18 protein-coding genes and 1 tRNA gene are annotated in these 18,278 nt (G+C 69.1%); 6 read left to right on the plus strand and 13 right to left on the minus strand.

Translation table 11 applies throughout. The features are described 5' to 3' along the window. Nucleotides 1-85 precede the first annotated feature (85 nt). The 4 genes from JSQ98_RS04620 to guaB1 all read right to left on the minus strand — a co-directional run bounded on the left by JSQ98_RS04620 (nt 86) and on the right by guaB1 (nt 4,615). Nucleotides 86-158 (minus strand) — tRNA-Glu (locus tag JSQ98_RS04620). Nucleotides 159-323: 165 nt separating this feature from the next. Further along, nucleotides 324-1,490 carry an AI-2E family transporter gene (locus JSQ98_RS04625; RefSeq protein ID WP_211650414.1) on the minus strand — a complete coding sequence of 389 codons (1,167 nt, stop codon included), beginning with the start codon at nt 1,488-1,490 and terminating at the stop codon, nt 324-326. 64 nt (nt 1,491-1,554) lie between these two features. Continuing rightward, nucleotides 1,555-2,985, minus strand: a complete 1,431-nt coding sequence (gene thrC / locus JSQ98_RS04630) for a threonine synthase (RefSeq protein WP_211648550.1) — start codon at nt 2,983-2,985, stop codon at nt 1,555-1,557. A 109-nt stretch (nt 2,986-3,094) separates the two neighbouring features. After that, entirely contained in the window at nt 3,095-4,615 is a 1,521-nt protein-coding gene (gene guaB1 / locus JSQ98_RS04635; RefSeq protein WP_211648551.1) for a GMP reductase, read from the minus strand. 198 nt (nt 4,616-4,813) lie between these two features. Between guaB1 and JSQ98_RS04640 the strand changes: the two genes are divergently transcribed. Then, on the plus strand, nt 4,814-5,791 hold the full coding sequence (locus JSQ98_RS04640) for a DUF4190 domain-containing protein (RefSeq protein WP_211648552.1): 978 nt from the start codon (nt 4,814-4,816) through the stop codon (nt 5,789-5,791). Nucleotides 5,792-5,899: 108 nt separating this feature from the next. After that, entirely contained in the window at nt 5,900-6,385 is a 486-nt protein-coding gene (gene mscL / locus JSQ98_RS04645) for a large conductance mechanosensitive channel protein MscL (RefSeq protein WP_249290738.1), read from the plus strand. Nucleotides 6,386-6,431: 46 nt separating this feature from the next. Here the strand turns inward: mscL and JSQ98_RS04650 are convergent, their stop codons facing one another. Continuing rightward, complete coding sequence (locus JSQ98_RS04650) at nt 6,432-7,838, minus strand: dipeptidase (RefSeq protein WP_346728716.1); 1,407 nt, start codon at nt 7,836-7,838, stop codon at nt 6,432-6,434. 92 nt (nt 7,839-7,930) lie between these two features. Then, nucleotides 7,931-9,040 (minus strand): YihY/virulence factor BrkB family protein, encoded by a 1,110-nt coding sequence (locus tag JSQ98_RS04655; RefSeq protein ID WP_211648554.1) that lies wholly within the window; start codon nt 9,038-9,040, stop codon nt 7,931-7,933. Between the two features lie 162 nt (nt 9,041-9,202). Between JSQ98_RS04655 and JSQ98_RS04660 the strand changes: the two genes are divergently transcribed. Then, a complete protein-coding gene (locus tag JSQ98_RS04660; RefSeq protein WP_211648555.1) occupies nt 9,203-10,342 on the plus strand; it encodes a DNA alkylation repair protein in 1,140 nt (379 codons plus the stop codon). Here JSQ98_RS04660 and JSQ98_RS04665 read toward each other — a convergent pair. From JSQ98_RS04665 to JSQ98_RS04680, 4 genes are all read right to left on the minus strand, one after another. Continuing rightward, nucleotides 10,306-10,818, minus strand: a complete 513-nt coding sequence (locus JSQ98_RS04665; protein ID WP_211648557.1) for a mycothiol transferase — start codon at nt 10,816-10,818, stop codon at nt 10,306-10,308. The genes JSQ98_RS04660 and JSQ98_RS04665 overlap by 37 nt on opposite strands. A 74-nt stretch (nt 10,819-10,892) precedes the next feature. After that, nucleotides 10,893-11,090, minus strand: coding sequence for a hypothetical protein (locus tag JSQ98_RS04670; RefSeq protein WP_211648559.1), 198 nt, complete (start codon nt 11,088-11,090; stop codon nt 10,893-10,895). Between the two features lie 93 nt (nt 11,091-11,183). Then, nucleotides 11,184-11,687 carry a hypothetical protein gene (locus tag JSQ98_RS04675; RefSeq protein WP_211648561.1) on the minus strand — a complete coding sequence of 168 codons (504 nt, stop codon included), beginning with the start codon at nt 11,685-11,687 and terminating at the stop codon, nt 11,184-11,186. A 15-nt stretch (nt 11,688-11,702) separates the two neighbouring features. Next, the gene (locus tag JSQ98_RS04680) at nt 11,703-12,119 is read right to left on the minus strand and encodes a DUF4383 domain-containing protein (RefSeq protein WP_090149936.1); all 417 of its coding nucleotides are present in this window, start codon (nt 12,117-12,119) and stop codon (nt 11,703-11,705) included. 231 nt (nt 12,120-12,350) lie between these two features. On the opposite strand from JSQ98_RS04680, the gene JSQ98_RS04685 reads away from it, so the two are divergent. The 3 genes from JSQ98_RS04685 to JSQ98_RS04695 are packed head-to-tail and all read left to right on the plus strand — an operon-like array spanning nt 12,351 to nt 15,608. Then, nucleotides 12,351-13,592 (plus strand): type III polyketide synthase, encoded by a 1,242-nt coding sequence (locus tag JSQ98_RS04685; RefSeq protein ID WP_211648563.1) that lies wholly within the window; start codon nt 12,351-12,353, stop codon nt 13,590-13,592. A 7-nt stretch (nt 13,593-13,599) separates the two neighbouring features. Continuing rightward, entirely contained in the window at nt 13,600-14,373 is a 774-nt protein-coding gene (locus tag JSQ98_RS04690) for a methyltransferase domain-containing protein (RefSeq protein ID WP_346728717.1), read from the plus strand. Next, nucleotides 14,370-15,608 (plus strand): FAD-dependent oxidoreductase, encoded by a 1,239-nt coding sequence (locus tag JSQ98_RS04695; protein ID WP_211648565.1) that lies wholly within the window; start codon nt 14,370-14,372, stop codon nt 15,606-15,608. The genes JSQ98_RS04690 and JSQ98_RS04695 overlap by 4 nt, the downstream gene beginning before the upstream one ends. Here JSQ98_RS04695 and JSQ98_RS04700 read toward each other — a convergent pair. From JSQ98_RS04700 to JSQ98_RS04710, 3 genes are read right to left on the minus strand one after another with little or no spacing between them, the layout of a single operon-like run. Continuing rightward, nucleotides 15,605-16,351: an ATP-binding cassette domain-containing protein gene (locus JSQ98_RS04700; protein ID WP_200331821.1), complete on the minus strand. Its 747-nt coding sequence runs from the start codon at nt 16,349-16,351 to the stop codon at nt 15,605-15,607. The two genes, JSQ98_RS04695 and JSQ98_RS04700, sit on opposite strands and share 4 nt — an antisense overlap. Next, complete coding sequence (locus JSQ98_RS04705; RefSeq protein WP_211648566.1) at nt 16,348-17,184, minus strand: ABC transporter permease; 837 nt, start codon at nt 17,182-17,184, stop codon at nt 16,348-16,350. The genes JSQ98_RS04700 and JSQ98_RS04705 overlap by 4 nt, the downstream gene beginning before the upstream one ends. A gap of 8 nt (nt 17,185-17,192) precedes the next feature. Then, on the minus strand, nt 17,193-18,257 hold the full coding sequence (locus JSQ98_RS04710; protein ID WP_211648567.1) for an ABC transporter substrate-binding protein: 1,065 nt from the start codon (nt 18,255-18,257) through the stop codon (nt 17,193-17,195). Between the last annotated feature and the right edge of the window lie 21 nt (nt 18,258-18,278).

Consider the following 18,278-nt stretch of genomic DNA (forward strand, 5'->3'; position numbering starts at 1 on the left):
GCGGCCGATACTCGCCTCGTCGCGCGTCGGGAGCGGGCCCGAAAACGCCAGAAGCCCCACCCGAAGGTGAGGCTTCTGCATTCGGTGACCCCAGCGGGATTCGAACCCGCGTTACCGCCGTGAGAGGGCAGCGTACTAGGCCGCTATACGATGGGGCCGAATGGCGTTACCCGCTTCCCGGGCTTCCCCGGCTGCGCTGGCAACTCATATATATAAACACATCAGCGCACCGCAAGCCAAATCGGGCCGCGCAGCCCGGGTGTGTCCCGCGTGATTCTGCGCTCCTGGGCAGCCATCGCGCGGGACCCTCCCGGGCGGGCGACTCAGAAGTCCGCGGTTCGGTGGGGCCGCGCCCACTTCGCAGGAGTGTTCGCGCCGTCCCATACCTGGATGACTCCCCAGGCCACAGCGGCGATCGGCACCGCGAGCACCGCGCCGAGGATGCCGCTCAGAACGGTACCGATCGTCAATGCGAGCAGGATCACGAGCGAGTGCAGCTTGAGCGCGCGCCCCATGAGCACCGGCTGCAAGAAGTTGCCCTCGAGTTGGTTGACGAGGATCACCACGCCGACGACGATGAGCGCGTTGACGAGGCCGTTGGACACGAGCGCGACGAGCGCGGCGAGAATGCCGGCTACCGTTGCGCCGACGATCGGGATGAACGCGAGCACGAACACGAGCACGGCGAGGGGCAGGGCGAGCGGCACCTGCAGGATCACGAGGCCGAGACCGATGCCGATGGCGTCCACCGCTGCGACGCCAGCGGTGCCGCGGACGTACGAGCCGAGCGTCGCCACGGTCTTCGCTCCGGCGCGCTCCGCCCGGCGGAGCGACTCGCCCTGGAACGGACGCAGCAGGAAGCGCCAGATGGTCGGGCCGTCTTTGAGGAAGAAGAAGAGCACGACGACCATGAGCACGAGCCCCGTGATGAAGCTCGTCAGCGCACCGACACCGGCGAGCGCCCCCGACCCGAACTGCGCGCTCGTGATGAAGTCGAGGATCTGATCGCCCCACTCGTGCAGCTGCGAGTCATCGGCCAGGAACGGCAGGGTGCGAGACCACTCGACCACCTGCTCGAACCCGTCCTGCGCCTGGGACGAGAGATCATCCCACTGGTCCCGCACGGCCCAGACGATCAACCAACCGATTCCGGAGAGGATCACGACGATGCCGAGGAGCACAATGACTGCAGAGAGCGCGGCCGGCACATTGCGGCGACGCAGCCAATTTGTGACGGGAGAGAACGTGCTCGCGAAGATCAGCGCCAGCAGGATCGGGATCACGACGGTGGTGAGAGAGCGCATGCCCCAGATGATCGCGGCGGTCAGGATCAGCACGATGATCACCTGGAGCGACCGCGTGGCGGTCAGCCCGAAGCCGTCGCTCCACGCTGAGCGCATGCTTCTCGGCCGCTCCGATCTTCCATCGATGCCGAGCTCGATCCGCGTGAGTCGCTCATCGATCTCGCGCTTGGCGCCCCATCCGAACATTCGCACTCCCCTATCGTTCGATCACCACTCTTCGGGCCGCCGCGGCGGCTGCTGCTTCTGCTGCCTACCGATGCACAGCGTGAGCCGAGATGAACGCTCGCAGCTCATCGGCGTCGTCTGCCATCTCGGTGACGCGCTGCGCGCGCTCCAGAAGGCCGGCGAGCTGCTCGGGAATCCCGAGCTGCACGCCCGTCGCTTCGAACACGATGTCAGGGAACTTCTCGGGCTTCGCGGTCTCCAGCACGAGCATCGGCACTCCGGGCTCCACGTACTCGCGGGCGACCTTCACGCCATCCGCGGTGTGCGGGTCGATCAGGATGCCGCTGCGCGCGTGCACGGAACGGATGGTCGCCACGCGATCCGCGTGCGTGCTCGAGCCGCTGCGCAGACCGTACTCCGCCTCGAAGCGCACCAGTTCGGCGGTGAGATCGATGCGACCGGTCTCATCGAGCTCGCGCCAGGCCTCGCCGAGCCGCTCGGAGTCGCATCCGACGAGGTCGTAGACGAACCGCTCGAGGTTCGACGCCTTCGAGATGTCCATGGACGGGCTGGAGGTCGCATGCGTCTCGGCCGCAGTGCGCGGCGCGTAGACGCCGGTGCGGAAGAAATGATCGAGCACATTGTTCTCGTTCGCGGCCAGCACCAGTTTGCGCAGCGGCAGCCCCATCGTCTTCGCGAGATGTCCGGAGAGAATGTTGCCGAAGTTGCCCGACGGAACGGTCACCGACACCTCGTAGCCGGCGCGCTCGTCCGCTGGCACGCCGTCGCTCGCGCGGAGCCACGCCCAGAAATAGTAGACGATCTGAGCGCTGATGCGGCCCAGGTTGATCGAGTTCACGGTGCCGAGGTGATGGGCGCGTTTGAACTCGAGATCGCTCGAGAGGGACTTCACGAGGTTCTGGCAGTCGTCGAAGACGCCTGCGACCGCGATGTTGTGGATGTTCTCGTCTTCGAGTGAGTACATCTGCGCGCGCTGGAAGGCGCTCATCCGACCCTGCGGGGAGAGCATGAACACCGCGATGCCGTCTTTGCCGCGCAACGCGTACTCGGCCGCAGAACCCGTGTCTCCCGAGGTCGCTCCGAGAATGTTGAGCGCGCGATCGCTGCGGGCGAGCACGTACTCGAGCGCCTGCCCGAGGAACTGCATGGCCATGTCTTTGAAGGCGAGGGTCGGCCCCTCCGACAGCCCGACGAGCGTAATCTCATCGTCGATCGGGGTGAGCGGAACGATCTCCTCCGTGACGAAGAGTTCCGAACTGTACGCGTCCCGGCACATGCGATCCAGGTCGTCACGGGGAATATCCGTGGCGAACCGGCTCAGCACCTCCGCGGCGAGCTCGGGGTAGCTGAACGACCGCCACGACTCGATCTCATCGGCCGTCACCCGGGGCAGCGTCTCCGGCACCACGAGTCCGCCGTCGGTCGCGAGCCCTTCGAGCAGGATCGCGCTGTAGGGGGCCGGCTCCATGCCGCCACGGGTCGAGATGTACTTCACCGATGCTCCTTACGGTCGTAGATGCACCAGTCTATGGGGAGCACCCTCTCGCGAAGCGGCCGATGGACGGAATCGAGGATGAAATCGACTGCCGCTCGAACGCGCTCGGCTACCAGGAGACGGGCAGCGCCTTGCCCTCCTCGTATCCCGCGGCCGACTGCAGTCCGACGCGCGCCCGGTCGTGGAAGGCGGCAACGCTCTCCGCTCCCGCGTAGGTGAACGACGACCGCGCCCCCGACGTGATCATGTCGATCAGATCCTCGACACCCGGCCGCTGCGGATCGAGATAGATCTTCGACGACGAGATGCCCTCGGCGAAGAGCTGCTTGCGAGCGAGCTCGAACGCGTCGAGCCCTCCGAACCGACCCTGCACGGCTTTCGCGGAGGCCATGCCCCACGACTCCTTGTACTGCCGCCCATCGGCATCCGCCAGGAGTTCTCCCGGCGACTCCGCGGTGCCCGCGAACCAGGAGCCGATCATCACCGACGACGCTCCCGCCGCGAGCGCGAGGGCGACGTCCCGCGGATACCGCACGCCGCCGTCTGCCCAGACATGTGCGCCGAGTTCGCGCGCCGCATGCGCGGTCTCGAGCACCGCCGAGAACTGCGGGCGCCCCACTGCGGTCATCATGCGGGTCGTGCACATCGCCCCGGGCCCGACTCCCACCTTCAGGATCGAGGCGCCCGCCGAGACGAGATCCTGCACCCCCTCCGCAGTCACGACGTTTCCCGCGACGATCGGCACTCCGAGATCGAGCCGGGCCACCGACTCGAGCGCGCGGAGCATCCCGCCCTGATGGCCGTGCGCGGTATCGACCACGAGCACATCGGCACCCGACTCGGCGAGGGCGCGCGCCTTCGCGGCGACGTCCCCGTTGATGCCGACGGCCGCAGCCACGGCGAGCCGTCCCTGCGCGTCGAGCGCCGGCCGGTAGATCGACGCGCGAAGCGCGGAGCGCCGCGAGAGCGTTCCGAGCAGCATGCCGTCGCGGACCACGCACACGGCGTCGGCCGAGCCGCCGGGGTTCGCTCGCAGCGCGGCGTCGACCGCGTCGAACGCGGCGCGAGCATCTCCGAGATCGGATTCCTCGATCACGACGGTCTGCGCGTGGAGGAGATCGCCGAGCCGCGCATCTGACGGGACCGATGAGAGCCGATGCGCCCCGAGCGTTCCGCGCACCGCGGTGATCGGCACCAGCGAAGCGGGCGCATCGGAGTTCGTCGCCGTCGCGCGCGAACTCGACCGGTCATCATCGGCCACCACCACGAGTTGACCGTCGGCGTTCGGAATCCAGCGGAGCGCGTCGGCGGCCGTGGCATCGGGTGGAAGCACGATCGCGCCGTCGACCGCGACGGGTTCGTGCTTCACGCGCCGAATGGCCTCTGAGGTCGCCTCCGGCGACAGGTCCTGCGGGAGCACCGCCAATCCCCCGCGGCGCGCGAGCACTGCCGCCAACCTCGGGCCGGTCACCGAGTTCATGTTCGCCGCGACGAGCGGGATCGTCGCCGGCGTGCCATCGTCGGGCGCAAGAGCCACGTCGAGCCGGCTGCGCACCTCCGAATGCCGCGGCACCAGGAAGACATCTGAATACGTGAGATCGACTGTGGGGGTCGCGCCGAGGAACTCCATGCGTCCAACGCTAAGCCATCCAGCCTCCTGGACGCTGGTGATTGCGGACACCGAGCGAAATCGGACGGCGTACGCGGTTCGCGCATAGGATGGCATGGTGCGACGGGGACCCGTGTCGCACCACCGGGGTCGCGCTCGTCGTCGGGCGACGCGAATCGGCCCGGGGACGCCGATCCAGCTGAAGGAGCCAGACCGCTCATGTCCGACCCGAATCTTCCGAACGGCGAGCAGCCGAAGCAGCCCACCACGCCGCTGCAGCCGCCGTCCGTGTCCGAGCCGGAGCTCACCTCTCAGCTCCCCTCCGATTTCCAGCCAGGGCCCGCGGTGCCTCCGCCTGCGACGACGCCGCTGCCCGCGGGCGCATCGGTGCCTCCCCCGCCGGGTGCGACGCCTCCGCCTCCCGGCGTGACGCCGCCAGCTCCGCAGCAGCCCGGCGCTTCGCAGCCCGGCCAGGCGCCCTATGGTGGCGTCCCACCGCAGGGCCCGCAGTCGCCCCAGGGCGGGTACGGCTCCGGCGGCTACCCTCCGGCGACGCCGAAGGGCCTCGCCATTGCGTCGCTCATCATCGGTATCGCCAGCCTCGTCTTCTTCTGGGCGTGGTTCATCGGGATCCTCGGCGGCATCGCAGCCGTGATCCTCGGTATTCTCGCGCTGAGGAAGCGCCAGTCGAAGGGTATGTCGCTCACGGGCGTCATCACCGGCGGCGTCGCCGTCCTCGCGGGCATCGGGGCACTGATCTTCTCCCTGTTCATTCTCGGTTCCGTGATGAACGCCACCGGTGCGGCAGTCGACGACTACGAGCAGATGACGGAAGAGCTCGAGACCGCTTCGCCCGCTCCGAGCGAGAGCGAGCTCGACGGCGCAGCGGAAGGTGCCGCCGAGGGCGCCGCCGATGCAGCGGCTGATAGCTCGAGCGGCACCGGTGAGGATGTCGGTGAACGCTCCGCAGAGTTCTGCGATGCGCTGACCGCGTTCTCGACGCTCGGCGCCTCCGGAGAGCTGACGCCGGAGGTCCTCGACTCCCTGAAGCCGCTCGCCGACATCTCGAGCCCGAATCAGTCGGTCTACGAGCGCTTCTACGAGTACGCCAAGGACCCGACGAGCGTGGACGACAGCAGCACCCTGATCAGCGACTACTTCGACGCCGTCACCGACGACGCGATGGCCTGCGTCTGACACGTCTCGACTTTCGGGGCCCGGTGCGGATTGTTTCGCGCCGGGCCCCGACTTCGTGTGCGGGAACCGCTAACGTGGAACCGCAGTCGTGACTAGGGAGGAGAACACATGTTGAGTGGATTCAAAGCGTTCATTCTGCGAGGAAACGTGATCGAGCTCGCGGTCGCCGTCGTCATCGGCGCCGCGTTCAACACCGTCGTGCAGCGAGTCGTCGATTCGCTGATCAACCCGATCATCGGGCAGGCGTTCGACGCCGACTCGCTCGACGGTGCGTTGATCGTCGGGTTGCCGCGGGGCGGAGAGATCGCGTTCGGCGCCGTCATCGGAGCGATCATCAACTTCGTGATCGTCGCCGCGGTCGTCTACTTCGTGTTCGTCCTGCCCATGAACAAGCTCCGCCCCAAGGTCGCCGAGGCCCCGACCGGACCGAGCGACGTCGACCTGCTCGGCGAGATCCGCGATCTCCTCAAAGCTCAAGCAGCGCAGGAGCCCGGCTCATCGCAGACCGCTCCGGAGGGACCAGCGGCTCAGCCGGTCTCTCGCGCGGCGGATATCACTGCCGACGGTGCGAACGGCCCCGCGCACAAGCATTGACGCAGCGTCGCGCGACGGCTGACGCCCATCGCGCGACGCCGATGGGTCAGGCGATGCGCTGATCGAGACGAGCGAGGAACAGCGCCTCCGTCAGCAGCGATTTGCGGAACGATTCGAGGTGCAGCGACTCGTTCGGACTGTGCGCGCGCCCGTCGGGGTCCTCGACGCCCGTGACCAGGATCTGCGCTTCCGGAAACTCGTCCACGAGCTCCGCGATGAACGGGATCGATCCGCCGACGCCGATATCCACCGGGTCGCGCTCCCAGGCGTCGGCCATCGCCCGACGCACCTCGGAAACCGCCCAGCCGCTCGTGTCGACCTGGAACGCCTGCCCCAGGCCAGGGTCTTCGAAGGTCAGATGCGCGCCGAACGGCGCACGATCCTGCAAGTGCTGCACGAGGGCCGCATACGCGGCATTCGGGTCCTGCCCCGGAGCGATGCGCGCGCTGATGCGCACACGAACGCTGGGTATGAGCGTGTTCGAAGCGTTCGCGACGTCGGGAGCATCGAGGCCCGTGATCGAGATCGACGGCTGAGCCCAGAGCCGCGAGAGGATCGCGCCGCGACCCACCGGACTCACCCCGTCGAGCAGTCCCGTCTCGGACCGCAGCCGCGCCTCATCGTAGTCGGGCACGTCGAGGTCCGCCGCCCCGAGCCCGTCGACGGCGACGGCGCCGTCCGCGTCCCACAGTGTGTCCAGCAGGCGCACGGCCGCGAGCATGGCGTCGGGTACCGCCCCTCCGAACATGCCGGAGTGGGAGGCGCGGTCGAGCGTCTGGATGCGCACGTTGAACGCCACAGCGCCGCGCAGCGCCACCGTCAACGCCGGCGTCTCCTCATCCCAATTGCTCGAATCGGCGACGATGATGGCGTCCGCCGCGAGCATGTCGCGGTTCTCCCGGAGGAAGTTTCCGAAGGACTGCGACGCCCACTCCTCCTCACCCTCGATGAAGAGCGCGATGCCCAGGTCGAGATCGCGCTTCTCCGATTCGGCCGCCGCGGCCAGCGCACGAATGGCTCCGATGTGCGCCATGACGCCCGCCTTGTCGTCGGCGGCCCCGCGTCCGTACAGCCGCCCGTCGCGCAACGTCGGCTCGAAGGGCGGCGACAGCCAGTCTTCGTCCTTCCCGGGAGGCTGCACGTCGTGGTGGGCGTACAGCAGCACCGTCGGTCGCCCGTTGCGTGCCGCACGACGAGCCACCACGGCGGGCTGCCCCAGATCGGTCCCGCCCTCGACGGGGGCGCGACGCACATCGACGACATCGAAGACGCCGGTCTCGCGGAGCAGTTCCGCGATCTCCTCGGCGCTCGCGGCGACGTGCGCCGGGTCGAAGGCGGGCCACGACACCGACGGAATGCGCACGAGTCGTTGCAGGTCGTCGAGCGTGCGCTCGTGCCCCGTCCGTGCCGAGGCGCGAACGGCCTCCTCGAAGTGGTGCTGCTGGTCGGTCACGTGCGCCTGCCTTCCGTCGTCGCGAAGCCTCATGCGCCCGTCGGTGCGGGCGATCACTTCACCCTATCTCTCGAGCCGCGGTCGGCGACCTGCTACTGCCCCGGCCGCGACGCTCGCTCCGCCGTTGCTCCTGCGTTCGACTCCCCCGTCGCATCGACAACCGCTTTCGCGCGTTCGCTCCGCTCAGCCTCCTGCGCGGCGCGCAACTCGCGCGTCGCAGCGTGGACGAGTTCCTCGGCCCGAAGTCGCCGGCGCTGCACCAGCGTTTCGGCGCCGAACTTCTCGCGCAGTCGGTCTTTGGATTCCGCTGTTGCAGTGATGATGACGCTGCAGGCGATGAGAATCACCTGGGACGAGAGGTTGATCCAGAGCAGCAGCGCGATCAGCGTCGCGAACGACGCGAGCAACGGGTTCGCGGTGGCTCCCCGCACGAAGAGGCCCGAGAGCTCCTGCAGCACGACGAGCCCGACGCCGCCGACGACGGCTCCGCCCCACAGCGCCTTCGCCGGCGCTCGCACGCCGGAGAGCACGCGGAACACCAGTGCGATGGCGACGGTATCGATCACGAAGACGACGAGGATGCCAAAGACGCGGGTCGCCCACTCCGTGAACGACCCGTTTCCCATTCCCAGCCACGTGAGCAGTGACGAGATGCCGAAGGAGCCCACCACGCTCACGACGGCTGCCGCCGCGAGCAGCCCTCCGAACAGCACGGCGACCAGCAGGTTGCGCAGGATCACCCACAGCACGAACACGTCGTCGTGCACTTCGTCTGCGAGCGTCCGCAACGCGATGCGAAGACTCCCGATCGCGCTGATCGCCGCGCCGAGCAGGCCGAGCAGGGAGATCACTCCGACGATGGAGAATCCGGGAGCGGCGAACGTGCTCGGATCGACGATGTCGCCGATGCCGGGGATCACTCGATCGAGTGTCTCGGTGAGCGTCGCCATCGCCTCCGGGTTGGAGCTCAACCAGAGCGCTGCCACGGAGAACCCGAGCGAAATGCCGGCGAAGACGCTGAACAGCGCCCGGTATGTGAGGCTGTCGGCGAGCATGGAGCCGCGATGCTCGCCGTACCTCAGGAATGCGCGAACCAGTCTCATGCGCAGGGCCCCGGCGATCAATCGAGGCACCAACCCTCGGTCGGCCGCCGGCGCTGCGACCGCGGCGCTCTGGGACGGGTCTCGGTCGTGCGCGCTCATGGTGCTCCTCTCGGCGCCCCGCTCGAGGCAACATCTCGACGCTAATGGGCTGACGGGCGCCACGGCAACTGGCTTACTCCGGTCCTGCGGGGTGCCGTACACTCCATGCGGAGCGCGATTCCTTCTGCGCGCCCCTGCAGCCTGGACGAGCGGAGCGCCTCGATGTCGATGACCGATGAGCTGCTCGGTCGGGACCGCGCGGAAGCGCTCGCCAGATTGCTGCTCACTGCGAACCCGGCTGCCGACGGCGACGCACTGCGGGGCGCAGCAGCCTCGCTCGCCGGCCGCGGCCTCAGCGAGCGAGCGCGTCTGCTCGCCGGCGCCATGCGCGAGGACCACGGCACCGCTCCGGCTCGACTGAACGCGATCGTCCGCGCGGCGCAGCAGGACCCCGAGTTCTCAGGCTGGATGCTCTGGCCAGTCGGCCTCGCCGTCGCCTGGAGCGCACTCGAGGCGGGGGCGCCTGAGTCGTTCGACGACGCCCTCGCCCTGCTGCGTGAGCTGACACCCCGCATGACGTCGGAGTTCGCGATCCGCCCGCTGCTCCGGCACGATCTCCCCCGGGCGCTCGCGCAGATGCAGGGATGGACCGGCGACCCCGACTGGCACGTCCGCCGTCTCGCCTCCGAGGGCAGCCGACCGCTCCTGCCCTGGGCAGAGCGCATCCCGGCGCTCATCGCCGATCCCCTTCCCACACGAGGCATCCTCGATGCGCTCTCCGACGACCCGGAGGAAGCGGTGCGCCGATCGGTGGCGAACCACGTGAATGACCACAGTCGGCACCATCCCGGATTCGTCGTGGAGTGCGTCGCCGGGTGGCGGGCCGCCGGCGGTGCACATGTCGACCGCACCTCGCGACACGCGCTCCGCACGCTCGTGAAGCGAGGTGACGCGGATGCGCTCGCACTGCTCGGATACGGGCTCGCGCGGCTCGACGTCACCCCGCTCGCGCTCTCCCGCCCGCGCGTGATGATCGGCGACGAGGTGCAGTTCTCGGCGACGATCACCAACCGCGGCTCCGACGCCGCGCGCATCATGATCGACTATGTGCTCGCGTTTCCCGATGCCCGCGGACGCGAGCGCACGAAGGTGTTCAAGCTCGCCCGCCGTGAACTGGCGCCCGGCGAGGCGGCGCGCGTGTCAGCCGCGCAGTCCTTCCGCCCGATCTCGACGCGCAGATACTACCCGGGACCCGCCTCCCTCGCCCTGCAGATCAACGGCGTCGTGCACCGTCGCACCGAGTTCGCGCTGGGCGAGCCGGCGCGTCACTCGAACGCGCCGCTCCCGAGGCCGACGACGTAGGACGCCTGCCCCACGTGTTCCAGGGCGTCTGCCGAGATGCTCACGAGTCGTGAAGCACGGGTCACGGGCGGATCCCATGCTTCATCGATGACGTCGTCGAGCGCGGGGTCATCGAGCGACATCAGATAGGCCACCTGCGCCTCCACCGCGGCGCGCAGGTGCTCGAGCAGCAGCGCCGCGTCTCCGGAGACGATGCTCCTCGCCTCCTCCGCGGTGTGGCCGTATCCGATGCTCGACGCAGCTGCACCGAGGTCGAATCGCCGGTCGAACCCCTGAGCCGTCCAGATCGGCTCCTCGCCGGAGAGGCTCGCGACTTGCTCGTCGATCTCGCGCGCCGCGTGCCATAGCAACCACGCAACGGAGTTGTCGTGGTGCGGGTGCGCGTTCAGCAGTTCTGGTACGAGCTGTGGACGCAGCGCCTCGGCGGCGTCCAGCGGGCGCCGAGCCAGGTCGACGAGAGCTTCCGTTGCGCGCATGGTGAATCCTCCGTGATCGTTCTTCCGCAGTCCGGCAGGGGTGGTCGCGGCCTCTGAGGCGTCGGGTCAGCCAGTCAGAGGCGTGTCGGGTCGCCGGGGTCGCCCAGCTCGGGCACGGCACTCGGGTTCGGGTTCGCGGCGGCGCGGCGCTTGCGCACCGCCGCGAAGATCATGAGCGCGGCCGCGATGACGATGATGATCGCGGCTCCGATCACCCACGGGAGCACGCTCTGTCCGCCGGTGTTCGCGAGTGCATCCAGGTTGAGCAGCATCAGACTCTCCTTTCGACCTCGTGGAGCACGAGGCTCTCCGCTTCCAGCCTACGACGTGCAGGGATCGCTCGGGGCGATCCGAGCGACGCACGTTCAGTGGCCGGCGTGGGATGTGCCGTGCGGGACGGCGAATTCGCCGGCCTCGCTCGCAGCGAGCGCCGGCGTCGCGATCGCAGCGACGAGCATCGCCTCGACCACCAGCACGAGTGCGAAGACTCCCGCCCGACGCTGCCGGGACTCCGGCGCCGGCTCCCCCGCAGCAGCTCCGCGCCGAGCGCGCTGGCCGCGCAACTCGATCACGGCGGCAATGGCGATCGACCAGTGGAACACGAACAGCGCGAGAAACGGAATCAACGCGAGCGGTCCCGTCAGCAGCAGGAATCCTGACCCCACGATGCCGATCGCGCCGCCCGCCACCGCGGTGCGAGGCAGCACGAGCCGCCCCGCTCGCAGGACGGCGAACGACCATGCGAGTTCAAGGGCCCCGACGATACCGACGGGAACGGCGACGCCCGGAGACGCCCCCGCGGCCGTCGCGAACAGCACGAGGCCGGCCCCGAGCGAAGCCAGGGCCGGCCACATTGCTCTGATCATCATCAGAACGCGCGCATGTTAGATCGCCGGACGCGTCGCGGGCTCGACGTGCTTGTCGGCCGCGATGGCGACGACGAGCAGCACGAGCGCGCTGCCGAGGTGGAGGATGTGGTCGGCGGTGTTCAGCGCCAGGATGTTCGCAGCGGTATCGGCGATGAAGAAGCCGACGATGCCGAGCAGGAGGTACACGGCACCGACGGTGCCGTTGACGCCCTTCGCAGCGCGAACGTTCGCGAGGCCGGCGAGCAGCAGGGCCGCACCGATCAAGAGGTGGGCGATGTTGTGCAGCGGGTTCACCTCGAAGATACCGAGGAGCAGACCGCCCTCGGTCGCGACAAAGCCCACTCCACCGGTGACGGCGAAGCCGAGCAGGCCGACCAGGACGTAGACCGCGCCGAAGATCACTCCGAGAATGCGATTAGGTGAGTTCTTCACGACGTTCTCCTTCTATATTCATTGGAGGTGACGATGTCGGCACAGCGCATGTCACCGGGTTGTCTTAGTGTGAGTGCTTCGGAGCCCTCCCACTAGGTGGTTGCGCCCGGGAGACGATATGCAGTAAGTTCCCAGCTTTCTGGGTCGGGGCGTGCGACCGCGCGGTCTCGGAATGCCGCGATCCCTGTCAAGCCCCGAGTGGCGCGCCGGCAGCACCACTAGGTTTGCCTCATGGTCACGCAGATCCTCGCCATCGGTACCGCAGTCCCGTCCGCGCGTTTGGCACAGGCGCGCACCCGAGATTTCTTCGCCGCCCAGCCCGGAGTCGACCGGCTGACCGCCAGGCTCATCGGAGCGGCGTTCGATCAATCGGCGATCGACACCCGATATTCCGTCATCGGCAGTCTCGACTCCGACAACGGCCCGTCTGCGAACTCGGACGTGTTCATGGCGGACCACGAGCTTCTCCGCTCCCCCTCGACCGGCGAACGGAATCTGGTGTACCGGCGAGAAGCGCCGCCCCTCTCCGCAGCCGCGGCCCGCGACGCCCTCGAACGAGCCGGTCTCTCGGCGGCCGACGTGACGCACGTCGTCACCGCGTCGTGCACCGGATTCTTCGCGCCTGGTCCCGATTACCTTCTCGTGCGCGAGCTCGGCATCCCGACGAGCGCCGAGCGCACCAATATCGGATTCATGGGATGCGCCGCAGCGTTCCCCGCGCTGCGCGCCGCCACGCGGATCGCCGACGCGCAGCCGGGATCCGTGGTCCTCGTCGTCTGCACCGAACTCTGCTCGCTCCACATCCGCTCCTCCAACGATCCCGAGCAGATCGTCGCCTCCGCGGTGTTCGGCGATGGATCGGGGGCGGCGATCGTGGCCTCCGATCCGATGGCGGCACGACGCTCGACGCCCGTGCTCGACGTCGGGGCATTCTCGACCGCGCTCACCTCTGAGGGCGAGGAGGACATGGACTGGACGATCGGCGACCACGGATTCGAAATGCGATTGACCGCCAACGTCCCGCGCATCATCGGGCGGGAGATTGCGTCTGTGGTGGGACCGATGCTCGGTAGCGACGCCACGGGAGCCATCGCCGGCATCGACGCGTGGGCCGTGCATCCCGGAGGGCGGAGCGTGCTCGACCGGGTGCAGAGCGGCCTCGATCTCCCGGACGACGCGATGCTCCCGTCCCGCGAGGTGCTCCGGAAGTACGGCAATATGTCGAGCGCCACGATCCTGTTCATTCTGCAGCGCATCCTCGCCGACGATTCGCTCGCCGACGGCGCGACCTTGGCGGGGCTGTGCTTCGGCCCGGGCTTGACCGTGGAAACGGCGCGGTTCACCCGCGTCGCCGCGCGCACTGAGCAGGCCCAGGCGATCCCCGAAGCCGATGTGACCGGTGCCACGGGAATCCCGGTCGGCGCTGCGGCGAGCGCCCCGGCGACCAATACGGCATCGCGCAACGCGGTCTGATCCGGCCGTGGCTGTCACGATGGAGCGCAGGACGTTCGTTTCGCTCGCCGAGCGAGACACCCGGCTGACGGAGATCATGGACGATCCCTCGTGCGACGCGGGCCGGCTGCGCCGCACGCTGCAGGGGTTCGACGCGGTCAATCGCGCTGTCTCATCATGGGGCCGGGTCTACCGCACCCACATCCGTCCCGCGCTCGAGGCTGCGTCGCGCTCGACGAGCGGATCCGCGCCTCATCTGCGGATACTGGACGTGGGATGCGGCGGCGGAGATGTGCTGCGGCGGATCGTTCGGATGGCCGCCCGCGACGGGCACGCAGTGCAGGGAGTCGGGATCGACCCCGATCCGCGCGCCATCGCGGTGGCGAGAAACGCGCGGCGCATTCCCGGGGTCGAATACCGCGAGTGCTTCTCTTCGGAACTGGTGGCCGCGGGTGAGCGATTCGACGTCGTGGTCTCGAACCATCTCCTCCATCACCTGTCCGAACCCGAGTTCTGCGGGCTGCTCGCCGATTCCGAGGCTCTCGCTTCAAGGCTCGCCGTGCATTCCGATATCGCTCGCGGTCGACTCGCCTACGCTGCATTCGCCGTGGGCGCGGTGCCGGTGAGCGCCGGCACCCTCCTGCGCGTCGACGGGCTTCGGAGTATCCGTCGCAGCTACACCAGGAGCGAGCTGTCGCACGTGCTGCCGCCGCGGTGGCGGGCGGAGCAGGTCAACCGGTTCCGGCTCCTCGCGGTGCACCGCCCCGATCAGGAGGGCGTCGAGCTGCGGGGCGAGCGGTGAGCATCACCGCCTGCGATGTCCTGGTGGTCGGTGCCGGGCCGAGTGGTTCGCTCGTCGCCTCCGAACTGCATCGTCTGGGGGTCGAGGTCGTCGTGCTCGAGCAGCGCGCCGATGCGTCGCCCGGTTCTCGCGCGATCGGCGTGCATCCTCCGGTGCTCGCCGCGCTGGAGGCGGGCGGTGCGACGGAGCGCATTCTCGCAGAGGCTGTGCGGATTCCCCGCGGTATCGCCGTCGCCGCCGGTCGCACGGTCGGCGAGGTGCGCTTCGACCGCCGCCCATCGCGTTTCCCCTTCGTCGCCTCCGTCCCCCAGGCGGTCACCGAGGCTGCGGTGGCCGCGTACGGGCCGCTTCCGGTGCGCGGCGTGCGCGTCGTGGGCGTGCACCCCACGCCGGAGGGGGTGCACGTGCACGCCTTGGACGCCGACGGCGCATCGCGCACCTGGTTCGCACGCACCCTGATCGTGGCTGCTGGTGCGTCAGGGCGGCGTCTGCTGAGCGGGTTGTTCACCGGGCGTTCGCGGTCCTATCCCGACAGGTATCTCATGACCGATCTGAGCGCTGCGCCCGGGCAGCCGGAGGGCACGGCGGTGATCACCCTCGGCGCGTGCGGCGTCGCGGAGTCGTTTCCTCTGCCCGGCGGCCGACGCCGCCTGGTGGCGAGGATCGCGTCGGATCCGGAGCATCCGAACGCCGAGCGCGCGGCCGGCGACGGCGAACGACTCGCCGAGGCGATCGCGACGCGCATGCTGGCCCCCGCTCTCGCAGCGCACGTGGCCGAGGCGAGTCGTTTCAGCATTCGCCGCGTCCTGCTCGATCGCATGGTGTTCGCCGGTTCCGTCATCGCGATCGGTGATGCCGCGCATGAGGTGAGCCCGATCGGCGGCCAGGGCATGAACCTGGGGCTCCTCGACGCCGCGACGCTCGCTCCGGTGCTCGCACAGGCTCGCCGCGGCCCTCACCGCGACCGGCAACGGCGCTCGGCGCCGGATGGTGACGGTTCCCACCGCGCCGCGCTCGCGCGGTGGGAGCGCGGCAGACTCGCCTCCGCGCGAACCGCGGCCCGGCTCGCCGCGTTCAACACGTCATTGGGCCGACCGTGGCCGAGGCGACTCGCATCGGTCTCCGCCGCCGCACTCGATGCAGCGCTGCGCACTCCGCTCGCCGGACTGCCCGAGCGAGCGTACGCGATGGGGTTCGATCGTGCGGCCCGCGGCGCGGCTGACCGGCTGCCCTAGCCCGCCGACCGCAGCAGTGCGTGCAGCTCCGCTTCGAGCGGCGGCACTCTCGGATCGGTCAGCATTCCGGTGCCTCGCGGAATCTCTCGGGAGACCGCCACCTCCCCGGCCAGGGCACCGGGGGTTCTGGGAAGCACGAGCACGCGATCGGCCAGGCGCACGGCTTCGCGAATATCGTGCGTGATGCACACGATCGTCCACCCGGAATCTCGCCACATCTCGAGCAGCCAGCGTTGCAGATCGTCGCGGGTGATGGCGTCGAGTGCGCCGAACGGCTCGTCGAGCAGCAGGATCGGTTGCTCCTGCACGACGGCTCGGAGGAACGAAACGCGCTGGCGCATCCCGCCGGAGAGCTGCCGCGGGTATCGGAACTCGGTACCCGCGAGACCGAACGGCTCGAGGAGCTCACGTGCGCGACGCCGCGCTTCCCGTCTGCTCACGCCCTGCACTTCGAGCCCGATGGCCGCGTTCTCGACGACTCTCCGCCACGGCAGCAGCGCATCGCGCTGCGGCATGTAGGCGAATGGCCGACGCCGCTGCGGCAGCGGCGCACCCGCGAAGCGGATCTCCCCGGAGTCGGGATGCAACGCGCCGGTGAGGAGCGACAGCAGCGTCGACTTCCCGCTCCCGCTCGCGCCGATGATCGCGACGATCTCGCCGTCGTCGACGTCGAAGGAGACGTCTTCGAGCACGACCTGATCGGCGAAGCGCTTGCCGACGCCGCGGACCTCGAGCAGCGTCACGATCGCGTCCCCCGGTGCGTGCGATCCCGTCCCTGTTCGATGCGCAGCCACGGCGCCGCCACGCGCTCGGCGAGTACGACGATGCCGAACAGGCACAGGGTGAGCAGCGTGCTGACGCCGACTGCGGCGAGCACCAGGTCGGTGCGGAAGACGTTCTTCGCCGACTGCATGTAGACGCCGAGGCCGGCGACGGCTCCCGCGTACTCGGCGAAGATCGCGCCGACCACCGCATAGGTGATCGAGACGCGCAACGCCGAGAAGAACGAAGCCGTCGATGCCGGGAGCCTGACCAGGCGGAACACCGTCGCCCGCGACGCACCCATCGATGCGAGCAGGCGTTCGGCCTCCGGGTCCGCCTCCGCGAACCCGCGCAGCAGCCCGACCACCATCGGGAAGAATGTGACGAAAGCGACGAGCAGGATCTTCGGGAGCAGGCCGAAGCCGAACCAGAGCACCACGAGCGGTGCGAGCGCGATGAGCGGCAGTGTCTGGCTCACGATGAGCAGTGGGAGCAGAGCGCTGCGCAGGATCCGCGAGAAGTCGAGCACGGTCGCCGTCACCCATGCGACCGATACCGACAGGGCGAATCCCGCTACGGTCGCGATCAGCGTCGGGATCGCGTGCCGCAGGAGCGCGGTGTGCTCGGCGGCACCGGCGCTCACCACGCGCGTCGGAGCTGGCAGCATCTCGGCGGGCACGAGGCCCGCAACGGCCACCCCCTGCCACGCGGCGAGCAGCAGCAGGAACGCGATCGTCGGCGCCGCGATGAGGGCGAGTCGTTCTGACCACGAACCGCCGGTCGCGAAGAGCCCCCGTCGGACACTGCGCATCATACGGGTGTTCACCCCAGGTACGCGTCGGTGGCGTACTCGCTCCAGTCGGGTTGCTCCGTGAGCGGCCGCCCCTCCGCGTCGGTCAGGAATCCGCCGTCGAAGAGAAACGCGCCGAACGCGTCCCACGCCTCGGGGTCGATCGCGCCTATCTCGCGTTCGGGAGAGGTGAGGTAGTCCTCGGCGAGCAGCCGGGCGCTGGCATGGACGAGCTCGTCGGCCGCGCCGAGGGTGTCGGGGTTCGCCGCGATGAGCAGTTCGGCCGCAGCGTCGGGCTGTTCGGCCGCGTACGCGTACCCGCGGGCGACCGCCTGCACGAACGCGCGGGACTCCTTTGGGTGCGCTTCGAGATATGCCTCGCTCGACACGATGCCGGTGGACTGCTGCTCCGGCACGCCGAAGTCCTGATACCTGAATTCGCGGTACGGGTGGCCGTCGAGCTCTGCCTGCAGGTTCTCCCACGTCGCGACCGACAGCGTGAAGTCGATGCGGCCCTGCGAGAGCGCCTCGTAGGCGCCCGTGTCGAGCACCACCTCCTCGAACGACCCCTCGCCGCCGTCGCCCTCGATCGTGGCGCGGGCGAGGGCGCTGTAGAGCGGTGAGCCGAAGCCGCCGAACGTCATGCCGTCGAGATCGGCAGGGCGCTCGGCGTCAGCACGATCCGCCAGAGTGACCAGACGCCCCGAGTCCCGCTGCGTGACGCGATACACCGACACGAGGTCGAGCCCGGCGGTGCGCGCCACCTGAACGGTCGACTGGCCGCCGATCCCGAAATCGGCTTCGCCGGCGGAGACCAGCTGGGTCGCCGGGGTCGAGCCGTACGGCAGTATCTCGACGTCGAGTCCCGCCTCGTCGAAGTACCCGAGCTCGTCGGCGACGTACACGCCGATGTGGTTCGTGTTCGGCGCCCAGTCGAGGGCGAAGGTGACGCGGGTGCTGCCGGCGTTCTCCCCGGCGCTCGCGCCGTTCGGAGCCGCCGAGGTGCTCGCGCAGCCGACGAGTGCGATCGCAGCCGTCGACAGCAGCGCGGCCGCGCGGGTCAGGGTGTGGGTGTGGGTATGGGTGTGATGGCGCATGAATGCGTGCCCTTCCGTTTC

This window comes from Leucobacter manosquensis (genome assembly GCF_018304845.1).
Taxonomy (GTDB): Bacteria; Actinomycetota; Actinomycetes; order Actinomycetales; family Microbacteriaceae; genus Leucobacter; species Leucobacter alluvii.